This is a genomic window from Streptomyces incarnatus (assembly GCF_001027185.1).
In the GTDB taxonomy this organism is placed as follows: Bacteria; Actinomycetota; Actinomycetes; order Streptomycetales; family Streptomycetaceae; genus Streptomyces; species Streptomyces puniciscabiei.
Map to the genome: position 1 here is coordinate 1,122,323 of NZ_CP011497.1, position 22,678 is coordinate 1,145,000.

20 protein-coding genes are annotated in these 22,678 nt (G+C 72.4%); 4 read left to right on the forward strand and 16 right to left on the reverse strand.

From position 1 onward, the window contains the following. Positions 1-6: 6 nt before the first annotated feature. A complete protein-coding gene (locus ABB07_RS04955; RefSeq protein ID WP_208897552.1) occupies positions 7-1,173 on the reverse strand; it encodes an MBL fold metallo-hydrolase in 1,167 nt (388 codons plus the stop codon). A gap of 444 nt (positions 1,174-1,617) precedes the next feature. Between ABB07_RS04955 and ABB07_RS04960 the strand changes: the two genes are divergently transcribed. Both ABB07_RS04960 and ABB07_RS04965 read left to right on the forward strand, forming a co-directional pair. Beyond that, entirely contained in the window at positions 1,618-2,802 is a 1,185-nt protein-coding gene (locus tag ABB07_RS04960; protein ID WP_208897553.1) for a glutamate dehydrogenase, read from the forward strand. 148 nt (positions 2,803-2,950) lie between these two features. Next, positions 2,951-3,565, forward strand: coding sequence for a TetR/AcrR family transcriptional regulator (locus ABB07_RS04965; protein ID WP_208897554.1), 615 nt, complete (start codon positions 2,951-2,953; stop codon positions 3,563-3,565). Between the two features lie 175 nt (positions 3,566-3,740). Here the strand turns inward: ABB07_RS04965 and ABB07_RS04970 are convergent, their stop codons facing one another. Both ABB07_RS04970 and ABB07_RS04975 read right to left on the reverse strand, forming a co-directional pair. Further along, positions 3,741-4,526 (reverse strand): SGNH/GDSL hydrolase family protein, encoded by a 786-nt coding sequence (locus ABB07_RS04970; RefSeq protein WP_208903282.1) that lies wholly within the window; start codon positions 4,524-4,526, stop codon positions 3,741-3,743. A gap of 264 nt (positions 4,527-4,790) precedes the next feature. After that, a complete protein-coding gene (locus tag ABB07_RS04975) occupies positions 4,791-6,863 on the reverse strand; it encodes an alpha-galactosidase (protein ID WP_208903283.1) in 2,073 nt (690 codons plus the stop codon). A 172-nt stretch (positions 6,864-7,035) separates the two neighbouring features. Between ABB07_RS04975 and ABB07_RS04980 the strand changes: the two genes are divergently transcribed. Beyond that, positions 7,036-7,833: a tyrosine-protein phosphatase gene (locus ABB07_RS04980; protein ID WP_208897555.1), complete on the forward strand. Its 798-nt coding sequence runs from the start codon at positions 7,036-7,038 to the stop codon at positions 7,831-7,833. A gap of 48 nt (positions 7,834-7,881) precedes the next feature. Here ABB07_RS04980 and ABB07_RS04985 read toward each other — a convergent pair whose 3' ends face one another. Then, positions 7,882-8,001 carry a DUF6126 family protein gene (locus tag ABB07_RS04985; RefSeq protein ID WP_208897556.1) on the reverse strand — a complete coding sequence of 40 codons (120 nt, stop codon included), beginning with the start codon at positions 7,999-8,001 and terminating at the stop codon, positions 7,882-7,884. Next, positions 7,998-8,621 carry a helix-turn-helix domain-containing protein gene (locus ABB07_RS04990; RefSeq protein ID WP_208897557.1) on the reverse strand — a complete coding sequence of 208 codons (624 nt, stop codon included), beginning with the start codon at positions 8,619-8,621 and terminating at the stop codon, positions 7,998-8,000. Before ABB07_RS04990 ends, ABB07_RS04985 begins: the two co-directional genes overlap by 4 nt. Before the next feature lie 110 nt (positions 8,622-8,731). Between ABB07_RS04990 and ABB07_RS04995 the strand changes: the two genes are divergently transcribed. Then, on the forward strand, positions 8,732-9,637 hold the full coding sequence (locus ABB07_RS04995) for an alpha/beta hydrolase (protein ID WP_244189219.1): 906 nt from the start codon (positions 8,732-8,734) through the stop codon (positions 9,635-9,637). Between the two features lie 43 nt (positions 9,638-9,680). On the opposite strand, the gene ABB07_RS05000 is transcribed toward ABB07_RS04995, so the two are convergent. The 11 genes from ABB07_RS05000 to hpnC all read right to left on the reverse strand — a co-directional run bounded on the left by ABB07_RS05000 (position 9,681) and on the right by hpnC (position 22,506). Continuing rightward, a complete protein-coding gene (locus ABB07_RS05000; RefSeq protein WP_208897558.1) occupies positions 9,681-11,066 on the reverse strand; it encodes an aspartate aminotransferase family protein in 1,386 nt (461 codons plus the stop codon). After that, positions 11,063-12,961, reverse strand: a complete 1,899-nt coding sequence (gene dxs / locus ABB07_RS05005) for a 1-deoxy-D-xylulose-5-phosphate synthase (RefSeq protein ID WP_208897559.1) — start codon at positions 12,959-12,961, stop codon at positions 11,063-11,065. The genes ABB07_RS05000 and dxs overlap by 4 nt, the downstream gene beginning before the upstream one ends. Positions 12,962-13,000: 39 nt before the next feature. Beyond that, positions 13,001-14,128 carry a flavodoxin-dependent (E)-4-hydroxy-3-methylbut-2-enyl-diphosphate synthase gene (gene ispG, locus ABB07_RS05010; protein WP_208897560.1) on the reverse strand — a complete coding sequence of 376 codons (1,128 nt, stop codon included), beginning with the start codon at positions 14,126-14,128 and terminating at the stop codon, positions 13,001-13,003. Between the two features lie 4 nt (positions 14,129-14,132). Then, entirely contained in the window at positions 14,133-15,158 is a 1,026-nt protein-coding gene (gene hpnH / locus ABB07_RS05015) for an adenosyl-hopene transferase HpnH (protein ID WP_208897561.1), read from the reverse strand. A 5-nt stretch (positions 15,159-15,163) separates the two neighbouring features. Then, the gene (locus tag ABB07_RS05020) at positions 15,164-15,805 is read right to left on the reverse strand and encodes a phosphorylase family protein (RefSeq protein WP_208897562.1); all 642 of its coding nucleotides are present in this window, start codon (positions 15,803-15,805) and stop codon (positions 15,164-15,166) included. A 2-nt stretch (positions 15,806-15,807) separates the two neighbouring features. Next, complete coding sequence (gene shc / locus ABB07_RS05025) at positions 15,808-17,835, reverse strand: squalene--hopene cyclase (protein ID WP_208897563.1); 2,028 nt, start codon at positions 17,833-17,835, stop codon at positions 15,808-15,810. Positions 17,836-17,956: 121 nt separating this feature from the next. Further along, positions 17,957-19,096, reverse strand: coding sequence for a polyprenyl synthetase family protein (locus tag ABB07_RS05030; RefSeq protein ID WP_208897564.1), 1,140 nt, complete (start codon positions 19,094-19,096; stop codon positions 17,957-17,959). Continuing rightward, on the reverse strand, positions 19,093-20,526 hold the full coding sequence (gene hpnE, locus ABB07_RS05035) for a hydroxysqualene dehydroxylase HpnE (RefSeq protein ID WP_208897565.1): 1,434 nt from the start codon (positions 20,524-20,526) through the stop codon (positions 19,093-19,095). The genes ABB07_RS05030 and hpnE overlap by 4 nt, the downstream gene beginning before the upstream one ends. Then, on the reverse strand, positions 20,523-20,651 hold the full coding sequence (locus ABB07_RS41955) for a DUF6380 family protein (RefSeq protein WP_425264682.1): 129 nt from the start codon (positions 20,649-20,651) through the stop codon (positions 20,523-20,525). Before ABB07_RS41955 ends, hpnE begins: the two co-directional genes overlap by 4 nt. Further along, the gene (hpnD, locus tag ABB07_RS05040; protein WP_208897566.1) at positions 20,651-21,613 is read right to left on the reverse strand and encodes a presqualene diphosphate synthase HpnD; all 963 of its coding nucleotides are present in this window, start codon (positions 21,611-21,613) and stop codon (positions 20,651-20,653) included. The genes ABB07_RS41955 and hpnD overlap by 1 nt, the downstream gene beginning before the upstream one ends. Beyond that, complete coding sequence (hpnC, locus tag ABB07_RS05045; RefSeq protein WP_208897567.1) at positions 21,610-22,506, reverse strand: squalene synthase HpnC; 897 nt, start codon at positions 22,504-22,506, stop codon at positions 21,610-21,612. The genes hpnD and hpnC overlap by 4 nt, the downstream gene beginning before the upstream one ends. Positions 22,507-22,678 lie beyond the last annotated feature (172 nt).

A 22,678-nucleotide genomic window follows, 5' to 3' on the forward strand; every position in this document is an offset into this window, starting at 1 on the left:
GCGGCCTCAGGCCCTCTTCGGCGGCTCCGCCACGAACGCGCCCACCGAGCGCCAGGTGCGCCGCACCTCCCCCGCCACGCCGCGCCACCACGCCTCCGCCGGGAGCTTGCCCGCCGGTTCGAAGGGCTCGCCCGGGCGGGGCAGGGCCACCGCCTGCCCGGCCTCCTCGGCCGCCTCCTTCGTCCACTCGCCGGGCTCGGCCCAGGGGTGCGGGGCGAGGTTGAAGGTGCCCCAGTGGATCGGCAGCAGCGCGCCGTGCGGCGCTCCGCCCTGCAGGTCGAGGTGGGCGCGCAGGCCCTCCTCGGGGGTCATGTGGATGTCGGGCCAGAACTCGCTGTACGCGCCGATCTGGATCATGGTGGCGTCGAACGGGCCGTGGTCCGCTCCGATGTCCGTGAAGCCGTCGAAATAGCCGGTGTCACCGCTGTGGTAGATCCGGTGCTCCTCACCGGCGACGGCCCAGGACGCCCAGAGGGTGTGCTGGGTGTTGCGCAGGGCGCGGCCGCAGAAGTGGCGGGCGGGTGTCGCGGTGAGGGTGAGGCCGCCGACCCGGGTCGACTCCTGCCAGTCCAGCTCGCGCAGCCGGTCCGGGGAGACGCCCCAGTGCTCGAGGTGGGCGCCGACGCCGAGCGGCACGGCGAACAGGGTGTCCGTGCCGGCCAGCGCCTTGATGGTGGGCAGGTCCAGGTGGTCGTAGTGGTCGTGCGAGATGACGACCACGTCGACCTCGCCGAGCGCGGCCAGCGGCAGCGGCACGGGGTGCAGCCGCCGGGGACCGGCGAAGGGGAACGGGGAGCAGCGCTCGCCCCAGACGGGGTCGAACAGGACTCGGTGGCCGTCGATCTCCGCGAGGACGCTGGAGTGGCCCATCCAGGTCAGCCGCAGTCCCGTGGCGGGCGGCTTGGCCAGGTCGGCGAAGGTGGTGGGGTGCACCGGGACGGTGCCCTTCGGTGCGCGCAGGGGCCGGGTGTCCTTGTCCAGGAACACCTTCGCGAGGTCCAGCGTGGAGCCGGAGGGCCGGGTGCGCGCGGCACCGCCCGGGTTCTGGAAGACGCCGTCCTTGAAGTGGGGGGAGCGGCGGATGCGTGCCAGGCGCTCACCGCCCGGTTCCGCGCCGAAGGCCGCGGGCCGCAGCGCGCGCAGGCCGGAGCTCGAGGAACGCGGTCCGGTCACGGTACCTCCCGGTGGAGTGGGTGAGGCTCCCCATTATGGTCGGCCCCTCCGACAGCCCGGCCCCGGCGTGGCGCCCCCCGCGCTCCCGGGCAGCACTACTGAACCGCGGTTCAGCACGTTGACAGGACACCCACCGGCTCCGGATACTGACTGGCGATTCAGTAAAGCATTCGGGGGGAGCCCTGCCGGCGCCCTTCGGTCCGGCCACCGCCCGCAGCCGCCCGCAGCCGCCCCGGCGGCACCATGTCCGACCTCGTGTCCGGCCTTCCCACCGAGCTGTCCCGCTCCGCCCCGAGCAGCTCGATGCCGTCGGCCTCGCCCGTTCCCTCGCCGGAGCGAAGATAACGGCCACGCGCGCGTGCGATCCGGCCGTACCGGCGGACATCGTGGCCGAGGCCCTCGCCGGCCCGACTCCAGCCCGACCCCAGTCCCCGAGGAGACCTCATGACCGCCCCCGCTCCCCTGATGTCGCTCGTCTGGACCGACCATGTCACCGGCCGCCAGGGGTTCCTGGTGGTGGACCGGCTGGTGCGCGGCGTGGCCAGCGGCGGGCTGCGGATGCGCCCGGGCTGCACGCTCGAGGAGGTGGCGGGCCTCGCTCGCGGCATGACGATGAAGGAGGCCCTGCACTACGACCCCGAGGCCCGCTACGTCCCCCTCGGCGGGGCCAAGGGCGGCATCGACTGCGATCCCCGGGACCCGGGGGCGTACGGGCTGCTGGTGCGCTATCTGCGCGCCATGCGGCCCTACATCGAGGGTTTCTGGGCCACCGGCGAGGACCTCGGCCTCACCCAGGACCTGGTCGACCGCGCGGCGGCCGAGGCGGGACTGGTCTCCTCCGTCCAGGCGGTGTACCCGCTGCTGGACGACGCGGCGGCGGCCCGGAGACGGCTCGCGGACGCCTTCGCGGTCGAGGTGGACGGCATCGGCCTGGACGAGCTGGCCGGCGGCTGCGGGGTCGCCGAGTCGGTGCTCGCGGCGCTGGACCGGGCGGCCGTGCCGTACCGGGGCACGCGCGTGGCGGTGCAGGGCTTCGGCACGATGGGCGGGGCCACCGCGCGGTTCCTCGCGCGCGCGGGACTGCGGGTCGTGGCCGTCGCCGACATCAAGGGCACGATCGCCCATCCCGCAGGTCTGGACGTCGAGGCCCTGCTGGCCGCGCGGGACGCTCACGGCACCGTCGACCGCCGGGTGCTGCGCCCCGGCGACCGCGAACTGCCCGGCGACGCCTGGCTGTCCGCCGATGCCGAGGTGCTCGTGCCGGCGGCCGTGTCGTACGCGATCGACACCGCCGACCAGGCCCGGATCCGCGCCCGCTGGATCGTGGAGGCCGCCAACATGCCCGTGCTGCCGGAGGCGGAGGAGCTGCTGGCCGCGCGCGGGGTCACGGTGCTGCCGGACGTGGTGGTCAACTCCGGTACGAACGCCTGGTGGTGGTGGACCCTGTTCGGCGACATCGGCGCCGACGCCGACGCGGCCTTCGCGTACATACGGCGCCGGATGCGCGCCCTGATCGACCTGGTGCTCGCACGCGCGGACGCCGCCGGTACGACGCCGCGCGCGGCCGCCCATGCCCTGGTCGCCGACCGGCTGCCGGTGATCGCGGACCGCTTCGGGTGGTACCGGTGAGGGGCCCTGGCGGGCCCTCCCCGGACGGACTCCCACCGGCACGGACTGCCTGCGGTGCGATGGGGCGGCAACCGCGGAGCCGGCTCGAACGGCCTGGAGGAAGCGGGCCCCTTCGGCGGCGGGCATGACAACGGACTAGGGTGACCGCGTGGCGAGAGTGCGGTTGAGCGTGGCCGAGCGGCGGGAGGAGCTGCTGCGGGCCGCCATCGGGCAGATCGAGGCGCGGGGCGTGGCGGCGGTCCGGATCGCCGACGTGGCGGCGGCGCTCGGAGTGAGCAACGCGCTGGTGCTGTACCACTTCTCGACGAAGGAGAAGCTGGTCGCCGCCGCGTTCACCTACGCGGCCGAGGACGATCTCGCGCATCTGCGCAAGCTGCTGGGCCGGCGCACGACCGCGCTGCGCCGGCTGCGGGCCGCGGTGCGCTGGTACGCGCCGACCGGGCAGGCCAAGGGCTGGCGGCTGTGGATCGAGGGCTGGGCGGTGGCCCTGCGCGAACCGGCTCTGCGCGAGGTCACCCGGGACCTGGACAGACAGTGGAAGGCGGCGATCACCGAGGTCGTCGCCGAGGGCGTGGCGGCGGGCGAGTTCTCCTGCGCCGACCCGGCCGGTGCCGCGCTGCGGCTGACCGCGCTGCTGGACGGGCTCGCCGTCCAGCTGACGTCGTACCCGGGATCGGTACCGCGGGCGCGCGCCCAGGAGTGGGTCGACGACGCGCTCGCCCGGGAGCTGGGCCTGGACCGGGAGGCGCTGGCCGAACGCTAGGCCGTACTGTCGGGCACGACGCGCCGACGGCGGCGGCGTATTCACGGGCGCTTCCAAATCGTCCGCGCACAGCACGCTTCCGCACACGTCCGGCCCCGGTACGCCGGAGGACACGAGCCGCGCACCATCGTGCCCCGCACCGCGGACCACCCGGTGCGGGACACGGCGGTGCGGGTCAGGCCACCGAGGCGATGCGCATCTTGATGTCGTCGGGCGACAGGGTGCCCTTCGCCGTCACATGGTCGCCGGACGACTCGCCGCGCAGTCGGCGGCCGATCCAGGGGACCAGGTACTCGCGCGCCCAGTGGACGTCGTCACGGCGGATCTCCAGGGTGCCGCGGGGCGGCTGCGGCGGCCACGGCTGCTCCGGGTCGGCCGGGACCTCCAGGCCGAGGGCCTGACCTGCGCGCAGCGCCACGCGCGTGTGCCCCTCGGGCGAGAGGTGCAGCCGGTCGCTGTCCCAGGCCCTGCGGTCCTGCACGGACTTCAGGGACCACAGGTCGAGCACGGGGCAGCCGTACCGGTCCGCGATGGCGCGGACGTGCCCGTTGTACGTGGCGATCTTGCCGCGCAGATGCTTGAGCACGGGGACGCCACGGGTGTCGAAGCCGGTGGTCACCATGACCGTGCCGGCTGCCTCGGCCAGCCGGGCCACGGCCCGTTCGAAGCGCTCGGCCACCTCGTCCGGGTCGGTGCCGGGCCGGATGATGTCGTTGCCGCCGGCGCAGAAGGAGACCAGGTCCGGGGCGAGTTCGACGGCCTTGGGGAGCTGGTCCTGCACGATCTGGTCGAGCAGCTTCCCGCGGACCGCGAGATTGGTGTACTTGAAGTCGCCCTCGGGCCGCCGGTCGGCGAGCAGTACCGCGAACCGGTCGGCCCAGCCGACGAACGCCCCGTCGGGCCCCGGGTCGCCGACGCCCTCGGTGAAGCTGTCCCCCACCGCCACGTACGACCCGATCACTGATGTGTTGTCACTCTTCGAATCGTCTGCCACGTCGGACCATGATTCACCTTCGGATGTGACCTACGCGACCGTAAGGAGGGGTTGACGAACGGTGAGATGTGACACCCTTAAATAATTTGCCAATCCAGGAATACGGCTGGTCCGCGACGGGTTGAGTGTGTGGCTCAGCCCGCCGGGACGCCGTGCCGGGGCCGCCTGGGGCGCCGCGGGGCAGGGCGGTGTGGGCCACCGGCGAGGCAGGCGCCGATTCGGGCAGGAATCTCAGATGCGGTGCAGCCGGAGAACCGTCGCGTCCAGGTCGCCCTTGAGCCCGGTGCGCAGCCCGTGGTGCAGCAGGACGGCTCCTCGGTGTACTTCACCCCTCTCGCGGCATTCGTACGACGCCGTCGGGTCGAGTCCGCGCAGCCGCAGCGCCGGCACCGGCTCGCCGTAGCTCTGCGCCTGGAGCCAGGCGAGGACCACCGTCTCCTCCCCCAGGGCGTACTGCACGGCGCTCAGCCCGCCGGCCGGGGGCCGCAGCCGGTGCAGCTCGCCGTGCTGGACGACCGGGCGGATCTCCTTGTAGAGCCGGACCCACCGGCGGGCCTCGGCCAGCTCCTCGTCGGTCCACTCGGTGAGGTCGCCGCCGACACCGAGCACGCCCGCCATGGCGCTGACGAACCGGAAGCGCAGCGAGCTGACCCGGCCGTTGAGCTGGGTGTTCGGGCTGTCGGTGACCCAGGCGGCCATGACCCGGGCGGGGTGGATCTGGCTGAAGCCGTGCTGGATGGCGAGCCGGTCGAGCGGGTCGGTGTTGTCGGAGGTCCACACCTGGTCGGTGCGGCCCATGACGCCGAGGTCGATCCGGCCGCCGCCGCCCGAGCAGGACTCGAAGGCGACCTGCGGGTGGGCCGCGCGCAGCCGGTCCAGCAGGGCGTAGAAGGCTCGGACGTGGTCCACCCACAGGCGCTGCGGATACGGCTCGCCGGGCCAGCCCGCGTCGGTGAAGCAGCGGTTGAAGTCCCACTTCACATAGTCGATCGGCGCACTGGAGAGCAGGGTGTCCAGCTGCTCCCAGAGGTACTCCTGGACGTCCTCGCGGGCGAGGTTGAGGACGAGCTGGTTGCGCAGTTCCGTCCGCCTGCGGCCCGTCTGGTACTGCGCCCAGTCGGGGTGGGCGCGGTACAGGTCGCTGTCCGGGTTGACCATCTCGGGCTCGACCCAGATGCCGAACTGCATCCCGAGGGCGTGCACCTGGTCGGCGAGGGGATTCAGGCCGTGCGGGAAGCGGTCGGGGTTGGGCGTCCAGTCGCCGAGGCCGGCGCGGTCGCTGGTGCGGGCGCCGAACCAGCCGTCGTCCACGACGAACAGCTCCACGCCGATCCCGGCGGCCCGGCGGGCGAGCGCGAGCTGCTGCTCCTCGGAGATGTCGAAGTTCGTCGCCTCCCAGGAGTTGAAGAGCACCGGCCGGTCCCGCTCGGCGTCCGGGATGACGTACGCGCGCTGGTAGGCGTGCCAGGCGCGGCTCGCGCCGCCGAAACCGCCGTCGCTCCACAGCCCGGCGAAGACGGGAGTGGTGTACGACTCCCCCGGCTCCAGTCGCAGCAGCCCCGAGTCGTCGTGGCCGGCGCCGCCGGTGATCTGCACGCGCGCGTCCGGGAGTTGGGCGACCGCGATGCGCCAGGAGCCGGACCAGCCGAGCGCGCAGCCGTAGACCTCACCGTGCTCCTCGGTGGCGTCGGTGTCGAGCGCCACCCAGGGCAGGTGCTGGTGGCCGGTGTGGCCGCGGCGGCTGCCGATGACCTTCTCGCCGTAGGTGAGCGGGGCGGTGGTGAGCAGGGACTCGGCGGCCCAGCGGCCGTGCAGCTGGGACAGCCGCCAGCCGTCGCGGTCGGGCAGCGTCCAGGTGGCCGCGTCGGCGCGCAGCAGCTCCACGCGCGCGTGTGTGCCGTTCGCCACGGTGACCCAGCGCTCGACGACGTCATCGCGCATCCGGTAGTGCAGGGTGACGGCGAGGCCGTCGTCGTCGAAGCGCAGCCGCAGCTCCTCGCCCTCGGTCTCGTACGACACGAAACGCCACTCGGTGCCGCGGCGCTCGTCGGTGCGCACGGACAGCGCGGGACGCACGAAGCGGGGGCCGCCCTCGACCGGGTACTCCTCGCGGCCGTCGAGCGGGGACTCGAAGGGCCAGTAGCCGGGCAGCGGGTCCTTGGCCAGGGCCTCCGCGTCCGGCAGGGCGATGCGCGGCCCCCAGTGCAGGTGGAGCAGCTCGTCCGCGCCGGTGAGATGCAGGGCGTAGCCACTGGTGGGCCCCGCAAGGAGCCAGGTACGACCGTCTTCGGCGATGTCCACCACGAAATACCTCACAGGTGCCAACAGATCCGCTCAAGTGCAAACATCATCGGTCGCATGGGCCCTGGTGACAATGCCTGTGGACAACTCCTTGCCCGAGGAAACCGATGTCGTATGGTCGACGGAGTGCCCGCCGGCGAGCCGCGACGGCGGGGCCCGACCGGGAGGAGCCCCCGTGACGCAGCAGGTCCCGTCGACCGAGCCGGAGCTGGCCGGAGTGCGCAATTTCCGTGACGTGGGCGGGCTGCCGACCACCGACGGACGACGGGTGCGGTACGGCGTGCTGTTCCGCAGCGGGCACCTGGCGCACGCGACCGAGGAGGACGCGGCGTTCCTCGCCTCCCTGGGCCTGCACACGATCTTCGACTTCCGCAACGCGGCCGACCAGAAGCTGGAGGGCCCGGACGTCGAGCTGCCCGGCGTGCGGAACGTGAACCTGCCGCTGAGCGACCCGGCGGACGGCGCCGAGTTCTGGAAGATGGTCCGCGACGGCGACCTCGACCAGCTGCGCGCGATCCTCGACGACGGCAAGGGCGCGGCCCGGATGATCGCCTCGTACCGGACGATCGTCCGCGAGCGCACCGCCGAGCACGCCCGGGTGCTGCACGCGCTCGCCGAGGACAGCGTGCCCGCCCTGATGCACTGCGCGGCGGGCAAGGACCGCGCGGGCATCTCCATAGCCGTGACGCTCCTCGCCCTCGGTGTGGAGCGGGAGGCGATCGTCGCCGACTACCTGGAGTCCAACGCCACGCACCGGCGCTACAAGGTCCGCCGCAGCGGCAGCGCGGACACCGCGTACACCCCGGAGGTCATGGAGCTGCTCAGCCCGCTCTTCGACGCCCGCGCCGAGTACCTCCGGGCGGCGTTCGCGACCATCGAGGAGACCTGGGGCGGAGTGGACACCTACCTGGAGCGGGGCCTCGGCCTGACCCCGGCGTCCCGTGCCGTGCTGCGCGAGCGTCTGCTGGACTGACCGGAGGCGACGCCGGCCGGGGCCTGGGCGTGCTCGGGGCCGGGCGGGTCATTTCGCGCCGATCGCGAACAGCAGGTAGAGGAAGCCGGCCAGGACATGGCCGAGGGCGATGTAGATGATCAGACGGATCCACAGCGAGCGGGGGAACTTCGTCTCGAGGTCGCTCATGGCAGCTCTCCGGTCAGCGGCCCCAGGCACAGTGTGGCCGTGGGGCTCTGCAGCAGGGTGTGGACGAACAGCAGCTCGACGCCGTCGTGGTCCTCGGCGGCGAGGCGGTGCGGGGTGAGCGAGTCGAAGTGCGCGCTGTCGCCCGGCGCGAGCAGGTGCGCGGTGTCACCGAGGCGCAGCCGCAGCCGGCCCCGGAGGACGTAGAGCCACTCCTCGCCGGAGTGGACGCGCACGATGTCGCCCTGCGAGCCGTACGGCACGCGCACGCGCAGGGCCTGCATGCCGCGGCCCGGCGCGCCGGCCTGGAAGTACGTCCAGCCGCCCGCCCGGGTCGGTTCCATGTCCCCGGCCCGCACGACCGCGTCCCGGTCGGCGACCGTCTCGCCGAGCAGTTCGGAGACGGTCGTACCGTAGATACGGGCGAGAGCCAGCAGCATCGGCAGCGACGGCTGCCGCTGTCCGGTCTCCAGCCGGGACAGATGGGCCGGTGAGAGCCCGGCGGCGCGGGCCGCGGCCTCCAGGGTGCGGCCGGCGCGCCGGCGCAGTGCCCGCAACTGCGGTGCGACCGCGGGCAGCTCGTCGCCCGGGCCCGCCACCGGCCCGGCATCTGAGGCGTTCATGCCTCCATTCAGCCCCAGTCTTGCCCGATAGGCAATTTCCTTGCCTCACGGGCAAACTCTTCGGGAACGCTCCGTATGCGCCCGTTCACCGGTCCCGTTATGGTCCAAAGGTGCGATCCGCCCAGATCACCAGTGCGGCGGCGGCCGCTGCCGGACTGGTCTTCCTCACGGCGGCCGGTACGGCACCGGGCAGTGTGCCGTCAGCCTCGAGGGCGGGCTCGGCCCTGACCTGGAGCAGCGCCCGGCAGGGCTTCGACGGGCTTTTCAAGGCCTGCGCCGCGCAGCCCGCGTGCGAGCGCCGCCATCCGCACCTGCCGGCCACCTTCGACCGCCTCGTCCGTGAGCTGGAGGCCCGTCCGGTCACCACGACCGTCACGGTCCCCGGCCGCCCGGCGCCGGTGAAGGTCGTCCTGGACGGCGGGGCGCTGGTGAACTGGCTGACCTCCGCCACCCATGTGGCGGCCGGGGTGCCGCGCTCGCTCGACGAGCTGGCGCACGGCAGGCCGCAGCGGATCGCCGAGCAGTGGGCGGGCGGCAGGCTCAGCCCCCAGGCCGTCGGACGGGTGTCCCACGGGCTCGCGTACGGCGTCTGCTGCGGCGAGTGGGTGCCGTACGAGAGCCGGGCCGAGGCGATCCGGGGCGGCCGGGCCGCGTTCCCGTCGTTCCCCGCCTCGGTGCTGGCCCAGGCCCCGCAACTCCCCTTCCTCCGCCCGGACTGCGCCGCCTGGAACGTCCCCGCGGCGCCGCGCTCGGTCCGGGACGTCACGCGCGGCGACATCCTCGTCCTGGCCCTGTCCGGCGGCTTCGACTCCCAGACGGGCGCCGGCAACGGGCCGTACGTCGCCCGGACGCTGAGCCGGGCCACCGTCGTCACGGTCCCGTACACCGCCCATGTGACCTTCGCCGCGTCGCCGTGCGCGCAGGCGATCACCCGCTCCTTCTTCGACACTCCGGCCGCGCCGGACACCGGATGCGTCAAGCACGTCGAGCCGCCCCGGTTCGAGGCCGGGCCGTAACCGCTGTCGTACGGCGCGCACGCACCCGCCGGTCCCCGTGGCGTCAGCGATTGGCCACCGCCTGTTTGATGAGGGTCTTGCCGAAGTCCCACATCAGGCCGCCGCCGCTGTGCGCGTCGTCCATGACGGCCGTGAACGCGTCCACGAACCGCTCGACGTCCGCCTCGTCGAGGACCAGCGGCGGGATCAGCTTGATCACCTCCAGGTGGTCGCCGGAGACCTGGGTGAGGATCCGGTGCCGCTGCAGCAGCGGTACGACCACCATCTGGGCGAACAGCCCCTTGCGGGCGGCCTGGAGCATGGCCCAGCGGCTGCGCAGCTTCAGCGAGGAGGGCCGGCCGAACTCGATGCCGATCATCAGGCCCCGGCCGCGGACGTCGGCGAGCAGCTCGTACTTCCCGGTCAGCGCGGCCAGCCGGGACTTCAGCAGCTCGCCGGTCCGGCGCACGCCGGCGACGATCTGCTCGTTCTCCATGACCGACAGCACGGCGAGGCCGCACGCCATCGCCTGGGCGTTGGACCCGAAACTCGCCGAGTGGACCAGGACCCGGTCCATGGACGAGTAGACCTTCTTGAAGATCCAGTCCTTGCCGAGGGTGGCCCCGACCGGGACGTATCCGCCGGACAGCGCCTTGGCCACGCACACCAGATCGGGTTCGACGCCGTCCTCGTGCTGGTAGGCGTAGAAGTCACCGGTGCGGCCGAGACCCGTCTGCACCTCGTCGGCGATGAGCAGCGCCCTGTGCTTGCGCAGCAGTTCCTGGGCGGCGCGCAGATAGCCGGGCGGGGCCTCGTGCACCCCCTTGCCCTGGATCGGCTCCACGATCAGCGCGGCCACGTCGCCCTTCAGCAACTCCCGCGCCAGGGCGTCGAGATCACCGAGGGGTACGGCGGTGTCGGGCAGCAGCGGGGCGAAGCCGTCCCGGAAGCCGCTCTCGCCGTTGACCGACAGGGAGCCGGTGGTCAGGCCGTGGAAGGCGTGCTCGCAGTACAGGACGCGGGGCTTGCCGGTGGCGTACCGGGCGAACTTCAGCGCCGTCTCGACGGCCTCCGTGCCGCTGTTGCCGAAGAACACCCGGTCCAGGTGCGGGCTGTGGGTGAGGAGCCGTTCGGCGAGCAGACCGGGCAGCGGCTGGCAGTCGAACCGGGTGAGGTCGGCGAGGTCCAGGTCGAGCACGTCGTGCAGCGCCTTGCGGACGACCGGGTGGTGGCGGCCGAGGCCCATCACCCCGAACCCGGCGAGCATGTCCAGGTAGTCGTTGCCGTCGGCGTCGTAGAAGTGGGCGCCCTCGGCCCGCTCGTAGACCTTGTCGAAGCCGATGGTGTGCAGCATGCGCGGGAGCTGCGGATTGAGGTACCTGGTGTGCAGCTCGTAGCGTTCGGCTCCGCGCTCGGCGAGCAGGGCGCCGAGGTCGAACTCCGTGCTCATTCACTCTCCTTGGCTGTGCCGCCCGCGGCCCTGACGGCCAGGCTCGCACTGATCCGCCCGGCGATCTCGACGGGTGTGAGACCGATGTCGGCCAGCACCTCACCGCGCTTGGCGTGCGCGAGGAACTGCTCCGGGATGCCGAACCGCCGTACCGGCACGTCCACGTCGGCGTCGCCGAGCGCGAGCGCCACGGCCGAACCGACGCCCGCCGAGCGGCTGTTGTCCTCCACCACGGCCACCAGCCGGTGCTCGGCGGCGAGGCCGGGCAGCGAGGGGTCGACGGGCTTGACCCAGCGGGGGTCCACCACCGTGCAGTTGATGCCGCGCGCCTGGAGCAGGTCGGCGGCCTGCAGGCACACCGGGGCCATCACGCCGACGGCGACCAGCAGCACCTCGGGGCGTTCGGCACGGTGCAGGACGTCCATGCCGCCGACCCGGTCGACCGCGGGGATGTCCGGTCCGACGGACTCCTTCGGGAAGCGGACCAGGGTGGGCGCGTCGTCCACGGCGACGGCCTCGCGCAGCTGGGCCCGCAGCTGGCCGGCGTCGCGCGGGGCGGCGATCCTCAGGCCGGGGACGACCTGGAGGATCGACATGTCCCACATGCCGTTGTGGGAGGCCCCGTCCACGCCGGTGACACCGGCCCGGTCCAGCACGAAGGTGACCCCGCAGCGGTGCAGGGCGACGTCCATGAGCAGCTGGTCGAAGGCGCGGTTGAGGAAGGTGGCGTAGACGGCGACGACCGGGTGCAGCCCGCCGGTGGCGAGGCCGGCCGCGGAGACGGCCGCGTGCTGCTCGGCGATGCCCACGTCCCACACGCGGTCCGGGAAGCGCTCGGCGAACGTGCCGAGGCCCACCGGGTGCAGCATGGCCGCCGTGATCGCCACGACGTCATCGCGTTCCTCGCCGATCCGCACGATCTCGTCACCGAACACCGAGGTCCAGGACGGGCCGCCCGACGGCGCCAGCGGCTCGCAGGTCAGCGGGTCCATCACGCCGACCGTGTGGAAGTGGTCCTCCTCGTGGTTGAGGGCGGGCTCGTAACCGCGGCCCTTGACGGTGAGGCAGTGGACCAGGACCGGGCCGTGGAAGCGTTTCGCCCGGCGCAGGGCCGACTCGACAGCCTTGACGTCGTGGCCGTCGATCGGGCCGACGTACTTCAGGCCGAGGTCCTCGAACATGCCCTGCGGGGCGAAGGCGTCCTTGAAGCCCTTCTTCGCGCCGTGCAGGGACTCGTAGATCGTGGTGCCGACGACCGGGGTGCGCAGCAGCACGTCCTTGCCCCAGGCGAGGACCCTCTCGTAGCTGTCGGTGGTGCGCAGGGTGGCCAGGTGGTTGGCGAGGCCGCCGATGGTCGGGGCGTAGGAGCGTTCGTTGTCGTTGACGACGATGATCAGCGGGCGGTCCTTGGCGGCCGCGATGTTGTTCAACGCCTCCCAGGCCATGCCGCCGGTCAGGGCGCCGTCACCGATGACGGCGACCACATGGCCCTTGTCCCCCTGCACCTGGTTGGCCTTGGCGAGGCCGTCGGCCCAGCCGAGCGCGGTGGAGGCGTGGCTGTTCTCGATGACGTCGTGCTCGGACTCCTCGCGCGAGGGGTAGCCGGACAGGCCGCCCTTGCCGCGCAGCTTGGAGAAGTCCTGCCGGCCCGTCAGCAGTTTGTGGACGTAGGACTGGTGGCCGGTGTCCCACAGGATGCGGTCGGCCGGTGACTCGAAGACCCGGTGGAGCGCGATGGTGAGTTCCACCACGCCCAGGTTGGGCCCGAGGTGACCGCCGGTCCTCGATACCGCTTGCACCAGGAACTCGCGTATTTCGTCGGACAGTTCGCCGAGTTCCGCCTCGGACAGCGCCTTCAGGTCGCGTGGTGTCCGGATGGTCTCCAGAATGGTCACGCTGGGCCCCCTCTCGGTCCGTGCCGTGCTGTGCTCAACTCATTCGTCTGCGGGGCTCGTCCGCTCGGCGAGCTTCATGGCCTCCTCGATGAGGGTCTCCACGATCTTCGACTCGGGGACGGTCTTGATGACCTCGCCCTTGACGAAGATCTGCCCCTTCCCGTTGCCCGAGGCAACTCCGAGGTCGGCCTCACGGGCCTCGCCGGGACCGTTCACCACACACCCCATCACCGCGACCCTGAGCGGCACTTCCATGCCGTCCAGGCCCGCCGTGACCTCCTCCGCGAGCTTGTAGACGTCCACCTGCGCGCGGCCGCAGGACGGACAGGAGACGATCTCCAGGCGCCGCTGCCGCAGGCCGAGCGACTGGAGGATCTGGATGCCGACCTTGACCTCCTCGGCGGGCGGGGCGCTGAGCGACACCCGGATCGTGTCGCCGATGCCCCGGCTGAGCAGCGCGCCGAAGGCGACGGCCGACTTGATCGTGCCCTGGAACGCCGGGCCGGCCTCGGTGACCCCCAGGTGCAGCGGGTAGTCGCAAGCCTCGGCGAGCTGCCGGTAGGCCTCGATCATCACGACCGGGTCGTTGTGCTTGACGGAGATCTTGATGTCCCGGAAGTCGTGCTCCTCGAAGAGCGACGCCTCCCACAGCGCGCTCTCCACCAGCGCCTCCGGGGTCGCCCTGCCGTACTTCTGCAGGAGCCGCCGGTCGAGGGAGCCGGCGTTGACGCCGATCCGGATCGGCGTGCCGTGGTCCTTGGCGGCGCGCGCGATCTCCTTCACCTGGTCGTCGAACTTCTTGATGTTGCCGGGATTCACCCGGACCGCCGCGCAGCCGGCCTCGATGGCCGCGAAGACGTACTTCGGCTGGAAGTGGATGTCCGCGATCACCGGGATCTGCGACTTGCGGGCGATGGTGGCGAGGGCGTCCGCGTCGTCCTGCGTGGGGCAGGCGACGCGCACGATCTGGCAGCCGGACGCGGTGAGTTCCGCGATCTGCTGCAGGGTGGCGCCGATGTCCGACGTACGGGTCGTCGTCATCGACTGCACCGACACCGGGGCTCCGCCCCCGACCGCCACCGGCCCGACGTGGATCTGCCGCGACTGCCGCCGCGGTGCGACCGGCCGGGCCGGTACCCCGGGAACGCCCAAGGGGACGGCGGTCATCGCGTCAGCCCTGCTTCCCGCTCGTCATCGTCTCGCGCGCGGCGCGCAGGGACTCCTTCAGGGAGCCCATCGTGGCCAGTACGGCGGTCGGCTCGTAGCCGCAGTGCGCCATGCAGTTGGCGCAGCGCGGGTCCTTGCCGCGGCCGTACTTGTCCCAGTCGGTCTCCTCGACGAGTTCGCGGTACGTGGACACGTATCCGTCGCTCATCAGGTAGCAGGGGCGCTGCCAGCCGAAGAGGGAGTAGCTCGGGATCGCCCACGCCGTGCAGGGGAAGTCGACCTTGCCCTCGAGGAAGTCCAGGAAGAGCGGGCTCTGGTTGAGCCGCCACTTCCTGCGGTTGCCGCCCGCGAAGGCCTTCCTGAACAGCTCGCGGGTCTGCTGCACACCGAGGAAGTGCTCCTGGTCGGGAGCCTTCTCGTAGGCGTAGGCGGGCGAGAGCATCATCTCGTCCACCTTCAGGTCGTCATTGAGGTAGTTCAGCACCTCGATGACGGTCTGCGGGGTGTCGGTGTTGAAGAAGGTGGAGTTGGTGGTCACCCGGAAGCCGCGCCGCTTGGCCTCCTTGATGGCCTCCACCGCCTCGTCGAAGGTGCCCTCCTTGGCCACCGAGGCGTCGTGCCGCTCGCGCAGCCCGTCGATGTGCACGGCCCAGGCGAAGTACGGCGAGGGCTTGAACTTGTCCATCTTCTTGCGCATGAGAAGGGCGTTCGTGCACAGGAACACGAACTTCTTCCTGGCCACCAACTGCCGTACGATCTCGTCGATCTGAGGGTGCATCAACGGTTCACCGCCGGCGATGGACACCATCGGCGCACCGGACTCCAGCACCGCGCCCACGGCCTGGGCGACGGGCATGCGCTGCTTGAGGACGCCCGCCGGATGCTGGATCTTGCCGCAGCCCTCGCACTTGAGGTTGCACGCGAACAGCGGCTCCAACTCGACGAGAAGGGCGAACTTGTCCCTCTTCCTGAGCTTCTGTTCGAGCAGGTATGTAGCGACCTTGACGGTCTGACGCAACGGCATGGCCATCTGGCTCACCTCCGGGGGAGCAGCAAAGAACGGTGCCATTCGAAAAATGCGGGAAGGACGGAACGAAGAACGCGGAAGGCCGATATTCCACCGCGTACGGTGCCGATCCGGACGAGTTCGTGTTCGGGAGCGTCCACGACCACCCGTACGGCCGCGACCGGGCGCTCACCGCCGCGGACGGCCGTGAGGAGCGTGGCCGCCGACTCCATGTCGACCGCGATCGCGCCGGTCGCGAGCAGGTCGGACCGCTCGTGGCCCCGGACGACATGGTCGGAGCCGGTGAGCGGGCCGGTGTGGACCGTGCGTCCGGGCAGGATGCGCACGAGTTCCTTGACGAGCAGTTCGGTGCCCACGCAGGCGACGGAGCCGCGCGGGTCCCGGGTCTCCCCGGCGACCACCAGGTCGCCGGGGTGCATGCCGGGGGCGAGCCCGGCGCAGAAGCCGGTGGCCAGCACGGCCGCGTCGGCCAGTGCCGGGACCGCGAGCTGCCGGGTGAGGGAGCGTTCCGCCGCACGGGGGCCCATGCCCGTGCGGAGGAAGCTGACCGGCCCGTCCGCCCCGCTCCTGTCCCCGGTGCGCAGGGCGAGGTGCTCGATGCCGAGCGCGCAGGCGATCAGCAGCGGGGGCGGGGCGGGCCGGGTGCTCAAGGTCAGCTCCCCTTCGCCTCGGGCAGCGGTTTCCCGGCGAGGAGGCCGCGTTCGAAGGGGTCGCCGTGCAGGTACCGGCCGAGCGCGGTGAGCGGGAAGACCTGCCGGTACAGGTGGTAGTTGATGGAGAAGTCCCAGGGGAAGCCGGTGCCGGTGAAGTACGGCTCGTCCCAGGTGCCGTCCTCCCGCTGGGTGTCCGCCAGCCACTGGACGCCGCGCTCGACGGCCTTGGCGTCCTGCTCCCCCGCCGCGAGCAGCGCCATCAGCGCCCAGGCGGTCTGGGAGGCCGTGGAGGCGCCGCGGCCGCTCCACTCCTTGACGTACTTGTAGGAGCGCAGGTCCTCGCCCCAGCCGCCGTCGTCGTTCTGCACGCTCTCCAGCCAGGCCACCGCCCGCCGGATCGCCGGGTGCGAGCCGGGCAGCCCGGCCGCGGTCAGCGCGGGCACCACCGAGCCGGTGCCGTAGACGTAGTTGACGCCCCAGCGCCCGAACCACGAGCCGTCCGGCTCCTGTTCGGCGAGCAGCCAGTCGATGCCGCGCCGGGTGCGCGGGTCGTGCGCGAGCCCCTCGGCGGCGAGCATCTCCACGACGTGCGCGGTGACGTCGGCCGACGGCGGGTCGATGACCTCGCCGAAGTCGCAGAAGGGCAGCCGGTTCGGGAACGGGCTGGTGTTGTCGACGTCGAAGGCGCCCCACGCGCCGTTCTTCGACTGCATGCCGAGGTTCCAGCGCACCGCGCGCCCGATCGCCCGGTCCACCCGCTCGGGGTCGTGGTGCCGGACCCGGCGCAGCGCGAGGGAGACCTCGGCGGTGTCGTCGATGTCGGGGTAGTTGTCGTTGTGGAACTCGAACGCCCAGCCGCCCGGCGGCAGTTGGGGACGCCGTACGGCCCAGTCGCCGGGCCGGACGATCTCCTCGCCCAGCATCCAGTCGGCCGCCTTGACCAGTTGCGGATGGTCGGCGGGCAGTCCGGCGTCGACGAGCGCGATGGTCGCGAGGCAGGTGTCCCACACCGGGGACTGGCAGGCCTCGATCATCCGGGCGCCGTCCTCGCGCCAGACGGCGAAACGGTCCAGCGAGGCGAGGCCCTCGCGCAGCACCGGATGCTGGAGGTCGTAGCCGAGCAGATGAAGGGCGATGACCGAGTACACGGCCGGGGGCTGGATGCCGCCCCAGCAGCCGTCGTTCTCCTGCCGCTCGATGATCCAGCGGGCCGCCGAGTTCATGGCGGCCCTGCGGAGTCTGCGCACGGCGACCCTGCGGTAGCCGCGTACCACCTTGTCGAGCCGCTGGAAGAGCCCGTCCCAGCTGGCCACCGGGGCGAGCGGCTGCGGCGGGTTGGGGTTCGCGGGGTCGGTGTGCAGCTCGTCCAGCGGGAACGGCGCCGGGCGCACCGGGCGCTTGGCGGAGACGATGGTGAGCGGCACGATCGTCTGCCGGGCCCAGCAGCCGAAGTCGTAGATGTTGAGCGGGAACCAGGTGGGGAAGTAGATCAGCTCCGGGGGCAGTTCCGGCAGGTCCTCCCACTTCCACCAGCCGAACAGGGCGAGCCAGATCCGGGTGAACACCCGGGAGGCGGCGATGCCGCCGCGCTCGCGGATCCAGGCGGCGGCCTTCGCCATGTGCGCCTCGTCGGGCGCGTCGCCGGCCAGGCGCAGGGCGACGTAGGCCTCTACAGTGGTGGACAGTTCGCCGGGCCCGCCGTAGAAGGTGGCCCAGGTGCCGTCCTCGCGCTGCTCGCCGCGGATGAACTTCGCGGCCGCCTGGGTGGTCCGCTCGTCACGGATCCCCAGGAACTGGCGGAGCAGCAGGTCCTCGGCGTCCATGGTGACGTTGGTCTCCAGGTCGCCCTTCCACCAGCCCTGGGCGTCCTGCCGCGCGAGCAGGAAGTCGGTGGCGCGCCGGGCGGCGCGTGCGGCGGCTTCTCGTACCCCGGCCGCCTCGGGTGTGGTGATGGCGGTGGTTTCGCTGGCCGCGGCAGCGCGGGACGGCACAGTCGCCCCGGTGCTTCCGTCGGTCGTCGCTGTCATGGCTTCCCCTTCGTGCAGTCGTGCGAGTCGTGCTGCTGTGGGTCCGCCGTCGGCCGGTGTCCTCGGGTCGATCCTCGGACACCGGCCGGCGACTACGCGAGGCGTGTTCGGCCGATAGTGATCATCTCTTTCGTACGACGACGAAGTCGGCGAGCGCCGTGAAGGCCTCGCGCACCCGGCCGGGCATGTCGACGGCGTCGAGGGCTTCGATGGCGATGGTGTGCTGACGGCGCGCCTCCCCGGCCGTCCAGTCGCGGCCGCCGGCCTGCTCGATGAGGGCCGCGCGGGCCGCGAACTCCTCCTCGGAGAAGTTCTCGAAGTCGCTGCTCTTGGCGTCCGCGGCGAGGATCTCGCCGAGCTGCTCGGAGGCGGGGCCGCCGGCCGCGAGCGCGGCGACGACCGGCAGGGACTTCTTGCGCTGGCGCAGGTCGCTCCAGGTCTGCTTGCCGGTGGCCTCCGGGTCGCCCCAGATGCCGAGGAGGTCGTCGACGGCCTGGAAGGCGAGGCCGAGGTGGTAGCCGTACCGTTCCAGCGCGTCGGCGGTGGCGTCGTCGGCGCCGCCGAGGACCGCGCCGATGGAGCTGGAGGCGGCGAGCAGCGCGCCGGTCTTGTTGCCCTCCATCTCCAGGCACTCCTCGACGGTGACCCGGTCGCGGTGCTCGTAGGAGATGTCCTGCGCCTGGCCGTCGATCAGGGCGCGGGTGGCGGTGGTGAGCCGGCGGGTGGCGCGGCCCGCCTCCACGGTGCCGAGCTCCAGCAGGATCTCGTTGGCGAGGGCGAACAGGGCGTCACCGACCAGGATGGCCTGGGCGGGACCGTGCACCTTCCAGACGGTGTCGCGGTGCCGGCGCTGCTCGTCGCCGTCCATCAGGTCGTCGTGCAGCAGCGAGAAGTTGTGGACGAGTTCGACGGCGACGGCGCCGGGGATGCCCACCTCCGGCGCGGCGCCGGTGACCTCGGCGGAGAGCACGGCGAGCGCGGGGCGCACGGCCTTGCCGCCGTCGCCGTCGGCCGGGTTGCCGGCGGCGTCGATCCAGCCGAAGTGGTAGGCGGCGACGGTGTCCATGGGAGACGCCAGCCGGTCGACGGCCGCACGCAGGACCGGAGTGGCCAGGGTGCGGCCGCGCTCCAGCAGCGCGGTCACGTCCACCGCGGCCCGTGGGGCGGGCGTCGAGGCCGGGGGCACAGTGGGCACAGTCTCTCCTCTTGTTGCGGTACCGGGGGTGCGGGGGCCTGCCGCGGGCTCCTGATCGGGCGTCACGCCGCCTCCTCGAACTCGAAGAGGTGGCGGGGGCGGGGCCGGCCCAGGGCGCTGAGGGCGGCGTCCGCCGCGCTCACTCCACTGCGGACCGCACTCTCCATGGTCGCGGGCCACCCGGTGGCGGTCCACGCTCCGGCCAGGTACAGGCCGGGGGCCTTGGTGCGGGCGCCGGGCCGCAGCCGCCCGACGCCGGGGGCGGGGGCGAACGTGGCCGTGCGCTCCCGGGTCACGAAGAAGTCCAACACCTCGGCGCCGCGGGTACCCGGGATCAGCCGTTCCAGCTCGGGGAGATAGCGCTCGCGGAGCTCGGCCACGGGCAGGTCGATCTCCCCCTGCGCGGCCGACTGTGACAGCGCCAGATACTGACCCTCGGTCAGCCCGGACGGCTCGGTGCGGTCGAAGACCCACTGCACTGGGGTGCCGAGGGCCGCGAAGAAGGGGCGCGCGAGCACCGTGCGGTCGTAGACGACATGGACGTTGAGGATCGGCGCGGTGCCGATCGCGAGCAGCCGCCCGGGGGCGTCGAGGGCGCCGGGCGGCAGCAGGTCGTGGGCCTCGCGCTGGGGTACGGCGAGGACGACGGCGTCCGTTTCCAGGCGTTCCCCGGGAACCTGAACGCTCCAGGTGCCGTTCTCGTTGGTAGAGACGGAGGTGACGCGTGTACGGACCTCGGTACGGACGCCCGCGGAGTCGAGCGCCTTGCGGGCCAGCCGGTCGTGCAGTTCGCCCAGCGGGACGTGGGCCCAGCCGATGTCGGCCGCGCCCGGGTCGGACAGCAGACCGGTCTTGAACACCATCGCGGCGAGCCCCAGCGAGGCGTCGCCCGCGACCGCGTTGAGGGTGGCGACCCCGACCAGGTCCCACAGGGCCTCGACGGCGCGCGCCGACTGGCCGTGCGCGGCCAGCCAGCTGCCGAAGTCCTGGGTGTCCAGCGTCGGATCGGCGAGGTCGAGCCCCTTCAGCGCGAGCGCGGCCCGCCCGACCGCGGCGCGCTCGGCGAGCGAGAGGTGCGGATAGGTGGCCAGGCTGCGCCCCAGGTGGAGGGGGACGGGCAGCGGGTCGCGCCGCAGCCGGCCGAGCCGCCTGCCCTCGGGCTTGGCGAGGTCGACGACGGGCACGTCCAGGCGGTCCTGCAGCGGTGCCAGCGCCGCGCCCTGGATCCGCTCCAGGAACCAGCGGTAGGCGGTGCAGCAGCGCAGGTACACGTGCTGGCCGTTGTCCACGGTCAGGTCGCCGCGCTGGAAGGAGAAGGCGAGACCGCCCAGCCTGGGTCTGCCTTCGAGCAGGGTGACGCGGACACCGGCGTCGGCGAGCGCGAGGGCCGCGGTGATCCCGGCGAGCCCGCCGCCGACCACGACGGCGCGGCGGCCCGCGGCGCCTTCCGGTTCCGCGCTGCCGTGCGTCCGCGCGGTGCGGTGGCCTTCGCTCATCGTGCGTCCTTCCCTACGTGCCGAGCATGCAGGTTGAACGGTGCACGCTCCGCCGTCGCAGTCAGGGACGCCACGCCGCTGCCGAGGGTTGCCTGCCGCATGTCTCCCGGTCCGGTGAGGTCCATCAGGGGCGCCTCCTGACGGAACGCGGGGAGACGTGGCGGGTCACGTGCCGGGCGTCCAGACCGGACAGGCCGCGTACGGCGACGTAGGCCTTCTCGCGTCCGGGCAGCGAGACCCGGCCGCGCAGCACGGCCTCCGGGTCGCGCTCGATGCGGTCCAGCAGCCGTCGGTAGATGCCGGCCATGGCGGCCACGCAGGCGCCGCTGCGCCGGTCGAGCATGGGGAGCAGCCGGTAGCCCTCGGCGAAAAGGGCGCGGGCCCGTCGCACTTCGAAGTGCACGAGGCCCGCGAAGTCGGAACCCTCCGGTGGCGTCGGCCCGTCGAACCCGGCCGAGCAGCCGAACTTGGCGAGGTCGTCGGCGGGCAGATAGGTACGGCCGCCGGCCGCGTCCTCGCGGACGTCTCTGAGGATGTTGGTGAGCTGCAGGGCGAGGCCGAGCGTGTCCGCGTACTCGGGTGCGCGCTCGGCGCCGCGCGCGCCCGGTTCGGTGCCGAACACGCCGAGCGAGAGGCGGCCGATGGCACCGGCGACACACCGGCAGTAGACCTTCAGGTCGTCCCAGGTCTCGTAGGTCTCGCCGCGTACGTCCATCTGGACGCCGTCGATGAGCTCGTCCAGGCCGCCGAGCGGGATCGGGAAGGCGCGCGCGGCATGGGCGAGGGCCACGGCGACCGGATCGGTGTCGTCCTCCTCGACCTGGTCCTCGCGGACCCGGGCGAGCAGCGCCCTGGTGTCCTCGAGCCGCTTCAGCTTGACCCCGTCGGCCAGGTCGCCGTCGCCGATGTCGTCCACCCGCCGGGAGAACGCGTACAGCGCCGACATGGCGCGGCGCTTGGGCGTGGGCAGCAAGCGGATGCCATAGGCGAAGTTGCGTGCCTGCTGCCCGGTGACGGTCTCGCAGTAGCTGTAGGCGGCGAGTACCGGTGCGGACACGTGCGACGGAGAATCCACGGTCCGGATCACCCCTCTCCTCGCAGGATCGCGCCCGCCTCACGCAGCAACTGGAGCTTGCGGGGCTTGGGCGGGCCGGGAAGAACGTCGTATTCGGCGGCGGCGATCGCCCGGATCGCCGCCCTTCCCCCCGCCACGAACCCCGCGAGCAGCAGCCTCAGCCTGCCGTGGACGCTACCCACCAGGGGGGCGCCTTCATTCAGCAGATCGCGGGCGCGTTGTGCCTCGTATGCAACCAGGGCGCGCACCGATGCGCTCGCGGTTTTCGCGCCAAGATCCGTTTCCTGGACGTGAAAGCGCTTCATGTCCGTGGCCGGGAGGTAGATCCGGTCACGGCCGAGGTCCTCGGCGACGTCCTGGAGGTGCTCCACGATCTGCAGCGCGGTGCAGATCGCGTCGGAGAGCCGGATCCGCTCGGGGGTGGAGGTGCCGGTGACGGCGAGGACGAGGCGGCCGACGGGGTTGGCGGACAGTTCGCAGTAGGCGAGGAGGTCGTCGTAGGTCTCGTAGCGGGCGACGAGCTGGTCCTGGCGGTTGGCGGCGATCAGGCCGAGGAAGGGCTCGGGGGTGAGGGAGCGACGGCGGACGGTGGGCTGCAGCCGGCGCAGCAGCGGATGGCGCGGGGTGCCGTCGAAGACGCGGCGCAGGTCGGTCTCGAAGGCGTCGAGGAGGACCAGCCGGTCCTCGGCCTCGGTGGCGGACACGCCGAGGAGGCGGGCGTCGGCGCCGCCGGGGGCGAGGTCTCCGTCGCCGATGTCGTCGACGAGGCGGGCGAAGCCGTACACGGCCATGAGGTCGTCGCGCCAGGCCCTGGGCAGGAAGAAGGGGGCCACGGGGAAGTTCTCGCCGGTGGCCTTGTCGAGGGTGGCGCGTTCCGGATCCGGCGCCGTCTCGGTGGCCGTCATCGGGCGCTGCCCGGCGCGGGGACGGCACATGCTGCGTTGAGCTGGGGAGTTTCCGTAGCCATTGCCGTCACATCTCCCGTTCTACACTGCCGACCCAATACACAGTATTTCGGACACGCCGCCCGACGATCGGCGGGGTCGCCCTGGCGCGGGGTGTCGCGCATTATCGCCC

Bases quoted from the DNA above. Each gene is read 5' to 3' on its own strand.
- hpnC (WP_208897567.1), bottom strand. From the start codon at position 22,506: ATGACGGCCACCGAGACGGCGCCGGATCCGGAACGCGCCACCCTCGAC.
- ABB07_RS41955 (WP_425264682.1), bottom strand. From the start codon at position 20,651: ATGGACCTCACCGGACCGGGAGACATGCGGCAGGCAACCCTCGGCAGC.
- ABB07_RS04960 (WP_208897553.1), top strand. From the start codon at position 1,618: ATGACCGCCCCCGCTCCCCTGATGTCGCTCGTCTGGACCGACCATGTC.
- hpnH (WP_208897561.1), bottom strand. From the start codon at position 15,158: ATGGCCATGCCGTTGCGTCAGACCGTCAAGGTCGCTACATACCTGCTC.
- ABB07_RS04985 (WP_208897556.1), bottom strand. From the start codon at position 8,001: ATGAGCGACCTCGAGACGAAGTTCCCCCGCTCGCTGTGGATCCGTCTG.
- shc (WP_208897563.1), bottom strand. From the start codon at position 17,835: ATGACAGCGACGACCGACGGAAGCACCGGGGCGACTGTGCCGTCCCGC.
- ABB07_RS04990 (WP_208897557.1), bottom strand. From the start codon at position 8,621: ATGAACGCCTCAGATGCCGGGCCGGTGGCGGGCCCGGGCGACGAGCTG.
- ABB07_RS05000 (WP_208897558.1), bottom strand. From the start codon at position 11,066: ATGAGCACGGAGTTCGACCTCGGCGCCCTGCTCGCCGAGCGCGGAGCC.
- hpnE (WP_208897565.1), bottom strand. From the start codon at position 20,526: ATGAGCGAAGGCCACCGCACCGCGCGGACGCACGGCAGCGCGGAACCG.
- ispG (WP_208897560.1), bottom strand. From the start codon at position 14,128: ATGACCGCCGTCCCCTTGGGCGTTCCCGGGGTACCGGCCCGGCCGGTC.